The sequence below is a fragment of the Chitinimonas sp. JJ19 genome (assembly GCF_036961565.1).
Classification (GTDB): Bacteria; Pseudomonadota; Gammaproteobacteria; order Burkholderiales; family Chitinimonadaceae; genus Chitinimonas.
In genome coordinates this window covers 126533-135290 of record NZ_JBAMDD010000012.1, presented here as the reverse complement: position 1 = coordinate 135290, position 8758 = coordinate 126533, and the positions used below count along the sequence as shown (strand labels likewise).

The following is an 8758-nucleotide window of genomic DNA, read 5'->3' as shown; positions in this document are numbered from 1 at the left end:
CCAGCAGCATCAGGCCAGTAGGCTTACTCGCTATTTTCATGGGCCCGTTGATAGCGTAGATTGCAGCCAGCCGACCAAGGCACACTCCACACCAAGGGCCTATATGAGCGCTGATCGCGTTGCAAAACTGCTGGACGACATCCGCTCACTTGATGAAGCGCGCTACACCCTGGTACAAACCCTGCGCGAGGCGGTGCTGAGCCTGGGCTCAGGCGTAAGCGAAGAAGTGAAATACGGCGGCCTGCTGTTCTCCGCTGGCAAGCCATTCTGCGGTGTTTTCTCTTACGCCAAGCATGTCTCGCTGGAGTTTGGCGACGGCGCTGCGCTGCCCGATCCGCACCAGATGCTGGAAGGCGAAGGCAAGCTGCGCCGCCATATCAAGCTCTCTACCCTCCAGGACATCCCGGCCAAGCAGGTACAGGCCTATCTGGGGCTGGCATACCAGGCTGCCACCACGGCTTGAGTAGGGCCACCGCGCCACGGCTGGCTCAGCACGCGGGCTAGCGGCGCTTGCGGCCACGATCGCCAGGCCCGCCCTGCAACCCCTGCCCACAATTCACGCTTGACCCTGCTTCCTGTTTGGTATTTAATTTCTGTAACGACAGAAATTACTGAACTCATCATGAAGCTTAGTCCTACCGCACAGAAGTACATCCTCCACTGGGGTGAAATGGGCACCCGCTGGGGTGTCAACCGCACCGTCGCCCAGATCCACGCCTTGCTCTTCCTCAGTCCGCATCCGCTGCATGCCGAGGAAATCAGCGAGACCCTGGGTGTCGCCCGCTCCAATGTCAGCACCAGCCTCAAAGAGCTGCAGAGCTGGGGCCTGACCCGGGTGACCCATAACCTGGGCGACCGTCGAGATCACTTTGTGGCCCATCAGGATGTCTGGGAAATCTTCAGGGTGGTGATGGAAGAGCGCAAGAAGCGCGAGCTGGACCCCACCCTGACGGTACTGCGCGAGTGCGCGCTGGAAGCAGATAGCGACCGCGAACTCGAAGCCGTCACTCGCGCCCGCATGGATGAAGTACTGAGCTTTATGGAGGACCTGATGCGCGCCTACGAAGACTTCAAAGGCCTGCCTCCCCCCACACTCAAGCGTTTTCTGAAGATGGGCGGCAAGATGGCCCGCTTCCTGAGCACCGACGACGGCAACGACCTACCCTGAAAAGCGAGTAAGCACCATGACTACCCTCACCCTGTTCTACGATAGCCGCTGCCCCCTCTGTGCCGCCGAGATGCGCCGCCTGGCCCAACTGGACCGCCACGGCCGCCTGGCTTTCAGCGATATGCACGCCGAAGGCTTCGATGCCGCCCGCTATGGCGTCACCATGGCCGCCCTGGATGCCGAACTGCATGGCCTGGACGACCAGGGCAGGATGCTGGTCGGCATCGATTGCATCGCCGCTGCCTATACTGCGGTAGGCCGGGCCTGGCTGGTATGGCCGCTGACCATAGGCTTCACCAAGCCCCTGTGGCGCAGCCTGTACCGCTGGTTTGCCCGCAACCGCTACCGTGCCAGCGAAATGATGGGCTTTACCTGCGCCGATGGCGTCTGCGCCACCCGCTATCGCTAAAAAATTTGGCAAACCATTTCTGTCTTTACAGAAATTGCCGCAACAAAACCTCCCGGAGCCATCATGGACATCCTGCTTACCGGCGCCAGCGGCCTAGTTGGCAGTGCCTTGCTCCCCCGGCTCCTGGCACAGGGCCATACGGTACACGCCCTATGCCGCCGCCCCCCTGCCAACGCTGTAGCAGTCGGCCAACTGCACTGGCATGCCACGGATATGGCCACACTCCTGAACGAAGACGACTGGCTGCCCTTGCTCGACGGCATCGACCTGGTCATCAACACCGTGGGCATCTTCGCCGAGACCGGCAGCCAGACCTTCGCCCACCTCCACACCCAGGCCCCCATCGCCCTGTTCAACGCCGCCATCGTGGCCGGGGTGGAACGGGTCATCCAGCTCTCTGCCCTGGGCGCCCACCCAGAGGCCAGCACCGCCTACTGGCGCAGCAAGGCTGCCGCCGATACCGTGCTGCGTGCCGCACCACTGGACTGGGCCATCGTACAACCCTCGCTGGTCTATGCCGATCAGGGCGCCAGCAGTACCTTGTTCCGCCAAATGGCGGCCCAGCCTTGCCTGTTGGTGCCAGCCGATGCCGGCCCGGTACAGCCCATCCATCTGGCCGATCTGGTAGACGCCCTGCTCCAGCTGATTCACCGCCCCGCCCTGGGCCGCATCACCCTGGCAGCGGTCGGCCCGCAGGCCTTGCCCTGGCATGATTACTTGCAGGCACTACGGGCCGGTATGGGCATGGCGCGCGCGCCCGTCATTGCCCTCCCAAGCCCTTGGGTACGCGGCATCAGCCGCTTGGCTGCCCTGTGCCCAGGCAGCCTGCTCAACCCGGCCAGCCTCAGCATGCTGCAAGCCGGCAGTTGCGCCGATGCCGGCCCCATCCAGCAGTTGCTGGGCCGCCCCATGCACCTGCCACAGGCCTACAGCCACCCCGCCCTGCGCAGCACAGCCGTCACAGCCGCCTGGCAGCCCTGGCTACGCCTGGCCTTGGCGTTCGTCTGGCTGCTGACAGCGGTCGTCTCCATCCAGCAAGCGCCGCTGGGGCTGCAACTACTGGCCGATGCTGGCCTGCCCGCCGCTTGGCACCCGGCTGCGCTGTGGGGCGGCGCCGGGCTGGATCTGCTACTGGGCGTCCTTACCCTCAGCCACCCCCATCGCCGCCTATGGCAGGCACAGATCGCGCTGATCCTGGGCTACACCGTCTTTATCAGCCTGTTCCTGCCGCAGTGGTGGCTACATCCCTTCGGCCCCATCAGCAAGAACCTGCCCATCCTGGCACTGCTGGGCTTGCTGACCGCCCTGACTCCCGCCACCCGCAAAGCGAGCTGATCATGGACTACCTCACCCTCAAGTGGCTGCACATACTCTCGGCCACCTTTATGTTCGGCACCGGTTTCGGCACCGCCTTCTACATGTTCTTTGCCAACCGCAGCGGCAATGTGCAGGCCATCGCCGTGGTCACCCGCTGGGTGGCCCGCGCCGACTGGTGGTTCACCACCCCGGCCGTCATTATCCAGCCGCTCTCCGGCATGTGGATGATCCACCTGGCCGGCTTCCCCATGGATTCGTTCTGGATCGTCGTCTCCATCGCCCTCTACGCCCTGGCCGGCGCCTGCTGGCTGCCCGTGGTGTGGCTGCAATTACGCATGCGCGACATGGCCCAGCACGCCGCACGCGACAACACCCCGCTGCCGCCCAACTACTGGCGTTACGAACGCATCTGGACCGTCCTCGGCTTCCCCGCCTTCAGCGCCCTCATCGTTGTCTACTGGCTGATGGTGCACAAACCCATGGCCTGGTAGGGCTCGCTTTTCCGAATACGGATTCACAAGGAATACATCATGTTCGCCACCCCATTGGACTGGGTCCTCAACCTGCTGATACTGCAGGGCCTGATGGGCGCCTTCGATACCGTGTACCACCACGAACTGACCGTCGGCCTGCCGCAGCGCCCCGGCGCCCGCAAGGAGCTGACCCTGCATGCCATCCGCGCCCTGCTCTACGGCGTAGTCTTCGCCGCCCTGGCCCATGTGCAGTTCCATGGCCTCTGGGTTGCGGCCATTGCCGCCCTGGTGCTGGTGGAAGTCGGCCTCACCCTGTGGGACTTCGTGGTGGAAGACAACAGCCGCAAGCTCCCCAGCACCGAACGCGTGCTGCATACCGTGCTGGCCATCAACGGCGGCGCCCTGTTCGGGCTGTATGCCTGGCAACTGGCCGACTGGGCCAGCCTGCCCAGCGCCCTGGTCAGCCTCGATAGCGGCTGGCGTGGTTGCCTGCTCAGCGTATTCGCCGCGGGCGTGGCCCTCTCCGGCGTGCGCGATGCCCTGGCCGCCCGCAAGTTGGGGCAAGCCGCCGCCACCCCCAACCCGTTTACCGGCCTGCCCCATCAAAGGGTGCTGGTCACTGGCGGCACCGGCTTTATCGGCGAAGCCCTGGTATCGCAGCTGCTGGCGGCCGGCCACAACGTCACCGTGCTGGCGCGTAATCCCCTGAATGCCGCCTATCTGTTCCAGGGCCGCGCCCGCTGCGTACCCGCGCTGGAGCAACTGCACAGCGGCGAGCAGTTCGACGCCATCATCAACCTGGCCGGTGCCCCGGTGGTCGGCCCACGCTGGAGCCCCCAGCGCAAGGCGCAATTGCTGGCCAGCCGGGTGGGCACTACCCAGGCTCTGCAAGCCTGGCTGGCCAGGGCCAACCACAAGCCCGCCACCTGGATACAGGCCTCAGCCATCGGCTACTACGGCGTACGGCCGGCCAACGAACTATTGAACGAGGACAGCCGCGCCGGCCAAGGCTTCATGACCGAGCTATGCGCCCGCTGGGAGGAATCCGCCCAGCCAGCACAAGGTCAAGGCCTGCGCCTGGTCACCCTGCGGCTGGGCCTGGTGTTCGGCCCAGGCGGCGCCCTGCTTCCCCTGCTGCTGCCCCATCGCTTCGGGCTGGGTGGCCGCATGGGCGATGGCCGCCAGATCATGAGCTGGGTACATCGCGATGACGTACTGGGCATGATCGCCAGGGCACTGAGCGACAGCACCATGCAGGGCACCTACAATGCGGTCGCGCCCGAGGCCGTCAGCCAGGCCGACTTTGCCCGGACCATAGGCAGGCTGATGCATAGGCCGGTTTTCCTGCACCTGCCCGCCGCCCCCTTGCGCCTGCTCATGGGCGAGATGGCCCAGCTGTTCTTCGACGGCCAGCGTGTGGTGCCACACCGCCTGCAGTCGCACGGTTATGTCTTCCGCCATCCCACCCTGGCCGGTGCCTTGCGGGCGCTGATCTAAGAGCCTGTTCAAAGTTTTTTCGCCGCGTCGTTCGCAACCTTGCCGGATGAAGGGCAAGGCGCAAGCCGCGCAGCGGTACGGGTACCGTCAGCGGCTTGCAACGCCGCCATTCGCCGGCAAGGTTGCGAACCCGTAGGGCTGATCTGGAAAACGGCCATTCACTGCGTTGTGGCGCTTGGCAATAACTCGTTATTGCCTGCGCACCACGCCTTGTGCCTAACCATTTTCCAGATCAGCGACGCGGCGAAAAGACTTTGAACAGGCTCTAAAACCCGCCTACCCAGCCAGCGACACGCCCACCATGCCCACGCTCTACCAAACCGCCCTCGGCCCCGACTACCAGCACCTACCCGCGCTGCTGCAGGCATTCCACGGCCAGCCTGGGCCTTGGTGGCGCGGCCAGGTCGATGTCAGCTGGAGCACGCACCCCTTGCTGCGTGGCCTGCTCCAGCTGGCACGCCTACCCGCCGAAGGCACGCAGCGCGCCATCGCCGTAAGGCTGGTAGCGCAGGGCCAAAGTGAATCCTGGCAGCGCTACTTCGGCAATCGTCCCATGATCTCGCAACAGCGCCAGCATCCCGTGGGGCTCAGCGAATCCTTCGGCCCCTTGCGTCTGCTGCTGAGCAACCAGGTAGACACCCAGGGCCTGCATCAGCACAGCCGACATACGCATTTTCTCGGCCTACCCCTGCCTGCGGCACTCTCACTACAGGTACAAGCCCGCGAATGGGCAGCGGCCGGTCGGTTTCATTTCGATGTCACCATCGCCATCGGCCAGCATCGCTTGTTGCGCTATATCGGCTGGCTGCAAGCGGAGTAAACCATGCCCATCGTCGAACACCGCGCCGTGCTGTCCTGCAAGCAAGCCACCGCCTTTCACACCTCCCAGGACTACGCCCTGCGCCAACAGTGGGGCCCTTTCGCCGCCAAGCTTGAGAGTGAGTCCACCACCAATGGTCGCCGTATCATCACCGTCACCGCTTGGCACGGCCTGACCATGGTGGTCGAGTACGTCGCCTGGTTACCGCCGGAACGCGCCGCCATCAGGATGCTGAAAGGGCCGCGGGTGCTGGCCAGCTTTGCTGGCACCTGGGCATTTGTCGAGACCGGCGAGCAGCAAGTCACCGCCAACTTCCGCTACCAGATCAAGGCTGCACGCGGCTGGGGCTGGCTGGAACCGCTGATGCTGCGGTACTTTAGCTGGGAGACAAAACGCCGACTGCACGCCTTGCAACGCTACCTGGAACACACCTGTGAGTGCTAAACCCATCCTCTACCTGCTGGCCGGCAACGGCGGCGCCGCCGACTGGTGGGGCGATGCACTACCGCTTTTCCGCCACTACCACCCCCAGCCGCTGGAGCTTCCCGGCTTTGGCGACAACCCGGCGCCACCGCTACACGACCTCCCCAGCTATGCCGAAGCGCTGCTGACCGCCACCCAACCCGGCAGCCACATCCTCGCCGTCGGGGTCAACGCCCTCTTGGTCATGCATGCACTGGCCCGCCGCCCCGGCCATTTCCAGCGCACCGTGCTGCTGGCTCCGGTCGGCGCCTTCCTCTGGCAACGTCGCCTGCCGGCGCTGATGGCACCCAAGCCCATGCGCCTGCTGGCTTATTGGCTGCTGGCCTACAAACCGCACTGGCTGGCCCGCAAGTTTTCACGCCAGCGCTGGTCCGCCGCCCAATACCGCCGCATGGGCAGGGGCTATCGCCGCTGCCGCGCCTTTCTGCCCTATTGGGACATGGTACGGGCCGATACCGCCCTGCCCCTGCTGGAATGGGTCAGCGACCGCTTGGAACTGGTGTGGGGAGAGTACGATGCCGTACTGGGCCGCGAGCAGGCCTCAGCCTGGTCGGCCATCCTGGCCCGGGCAGATCTCTACGTCAGCATCCAGCCCGGCTGGGGCCACTACCCCTGGATCGATCAGCCTAGCGAATTCGTCGCCTGGCTGGAGTCGGGCCAACCAGGCTTCGTGGCCCACGGCAAGGGCGGCCGGCTGCAACTGGCTGCGCTGGCCGGCCTGCCGGTGCCCGCCGCCGTCAGCGTCAGCCACGCCGACGACCCACGCGTGGCCGCCTTGCTGGCCAGCCAGCCCGACGCCACCTGGGCCGTGCGCTCCTCCAGCCACGCCGAGGACCAGGCCGACCAGGCCAATGCCGGGCTCTCCACCACCTATCTGCAGGTTCCCTGCGCCGCCGTAGCCGAGCATATCGGACTGCTGCGCCAGGCCGGCGTAGAAGAAGTGGTGGTGCAGCGCTTTGTCGCCCCCGTGCTCTCGGGCATCGCCTTCGTCCGCCACCTGGCCGCCGAAGTCGAATGGGTAGAAGGCCATCTTGCCGGCCTGGCCGACGGCCAGTTGAATCCCCAGCGCGCCATCCTGTCGCGGCTGGGTGGCGACTGGGCCAGCGGCCACTTCCCCACCCAACACGGCCTCAGCCAGCAAGCGCTGTGGCAATTCCTGCAGGCAGTATTGCGTGCCTTCCATTACGTCCACGGCGATGTGGAATGGGCCTGGGACGGCCAGCAGCTCTGGCTGCTGCAATACCGGCCCATCAGCGACTACGGCTGGCGCCGCCACCTGACCGCCGCCAATATCGCCGAAATCCTGCCACCTCAGCCCAGCCGCCTGGTCGAATACGCCCAGCGCCGCGCCGCCGGCAGCATACCCGCCATCATGGCCCGCTGGGATGCCCGGGTGCTGCAGGATGCCGAGCCCTTTACCGCCCGCTATGGCGATGCCTCCTATATCAACAACGACCTGTTCCTGGCGCGACTGGCTGACTGGGGCCTGCCCTCGCAGCATTACGCCGACGAGGTAGGCGGTAGCGCCCCCAAGCTCCCCCTGCGGCCCGCCAGACTGTTACGCCAACTGCCCTTGTTCTGGCGCATGCAACAGCGCAGCCGCGCCGCCCTGCCCGATCTCGCCGCCGGCCTGCAGCGCTTTGATGCCGAGCTGGATCAACTACGGGCCCAAGCAGCCAACGGCCAGCAACTGGCCGACTGGTTCTGCCGTTTCTATGTGTTTGTGGTGCAAGGCAATCTCTGCATAGGCACCGCCCTGGCCGGCAGCGGCGGCAGCTTGCTGGGCCAGCCGGCCACCGCCTACGCCACACTGGGCCACGCCCCCCACCGCCTGCCGTGGGAGACCGACCCCGCCACCGCGAGACCCGCCTACACCCCCCTGCCCCTGCAGCCTTTCCCACACTGGCCAGCCGCCATCAGGATGGCCCACCGCCTGGGCCTGCCCGGCATGCGCGGCTACTATCTGCAGGTACGCGAGTGGTACCGCGATAACCTCATGCGCATCTTCTTCCGCCTGCACCACGCCATGCCCGAGTCCGACCGCGCCTATTGGTACGCCCCACACCCAGCCAGCCGTACCCAGCCGGGCGCCTTCTGGCAAGACGGCCAGGCCGACCACACACAGGCACAGGGTTTCGTAATCTATCCCGGCGCCGCCGAAGGCATACTGGGCCAGGACATCCTGCTGGAAGCCACCCTAGACCCCGGCCGCCACGCCTACTACCGCGAAGCCCGCGCCGTCATCGCCCGCATGGGTGGCCGCCTGTCGCACGGCGCCACCCTGCTGCGCGAACTACGCAAGCCCGCCGCCGTGCTCCCCCAGGTCGATCCCGCCTGGGTAGGGCAAGCCGTGCGCTATCAGGATGGTCAGCTCAGCTTGATCTCGGCTACTCATTGACCCGAGCACTACGCAGCAGCCCGGCCTGACCAATCCAGATTCCGGCGGCGATGCAGCCTCCAGCAAGCCAGTTTTCCAAACAAGACGAGGCGCGAGTGAAACCCTCAGCGCTGCATAGGTTTGATATGCAAGACGTTGTGACTCTTGGGTAACGCCGCGCAGCGACGAAAACAACGGGGTGGAAGCCCCTTCA

Annotated in this window: 9 protein-coding genes; all 9 read left to right on the top strand. The window is 65.5% G+C overall.

The window, feature by feature from the left end; genetic code table 11:
* Positions 1 to 103: 103 nt before the first annotated feature.
* The 9 genes from V7714_RS15365 (at position 104) to V7714_RS15325 (ending at position 8565) form a co-directional block, all read left to right on the top strand.
* Entirely contained in the window at positions 104 to 463 is a 360-nt protein-coding gene (locus V7714_RS15365; RefSeq protein ID WP_335710492.1) for a DUF1801 domain-containing protein, read from the top strand.
* 159 nt (positions 464 to 622) lie between these two features.
* Positions 623 to 1168 carry a GbsR/MarR family transcriptional regulator gene (locus V7714_RS15360; RefSeq protein ID WP_335710491.1) on the top strand — a complete coding sequence of 182 codons (546 nt, stop codon included), beginning with the start codon at positions 623 to 625 and terminating at the stop codon, positions 1166 to 1168.
* 16 nt (positions 1169 to 1184) lie between these two features.
* A complete protein-coding gene (locus tag V7714_RS15355) occupies positions 1185 to 1577 on the top strand; it encodes a thiol-disulfide oxidoreductase DCC family protein (RefSeq protein WP_335710490.1) in 393 nt (130 codons plus the stop codon).
* Between the two features lie 63 nt (positions 1578 to 1640).
* Positions 1641 to 2912 (top strand): SDR family oxidoreductase, encoded by a 1272-nt coding sequence (locus V7714_RS15350; protein WP_335710489.1) that lies wholly within the window; start codon positions 1641 to 1643, stop codon positions 2910 to 2912.
* Positions 2912 to 3385 carry a DUF2269 family protein gene (locus V7714_RS15345; protein ID WP_335710494.1) on the top strand — a complete coding sequence of 158 codons (474 nt, stop codon included), beginning with the start codon at positions 2912 to 2914 and terminating at the stop codon, positions 3383 to 3385. Before V7714_RS15350 ends, V7714_RS15345 begins: the two co-directional genes overlap by 1 nt.
* Before the next feature lie 39 nt (positions 3386 to 3424).
* Entirely contained in the window at positions 3425 to 4864 is a 1440-nt protein-coding gene (locus tag V7714_RS15340; protein ID WP_335710488.1) for a TIGR01777 family oxidoreductase, read from the top strand.
* A gap of 301 nt (positions 4865 to 5165) precedes the next feature.
* A complete protein-coding gene (locus tag V7714_RS15335) occupies positions 5166 to 5684 on the top strand; it encodes a DUF4166 domain-containing protein (RefSeq protein WP_335710487.1) in 519 nt (172 codons plus the stop codon).
* 3 nt (positions 5685 to 5687) lie between these two features.
* Positions 5688 to 6128: an SRPBCC family protein gene (locus V7714_RS15330; protein ID WP_335710486.1), complete on the top strand. Its 441-nt coding sequence runs from the start codon at positions 5688 to 5690 to the stop codon at positions 6126 to 6128.
* Positions 6118 to 8565 (top strand): PEP-utilizing enzyme, encoded by a 2448-nt coding sequence (locus V7714_RS15325; protein ID WP_335710485.1) that lies wholly within the window; start codon positions 6118 to 6120, stop codon positions 8563 to 8565. Before V7714_RS15330 ends, V7714_RS15325 begins: the two co-directional genes overlap by 11 nt.
* Positions 8566 to 8758: the final 193 nt, after the last annotated feature.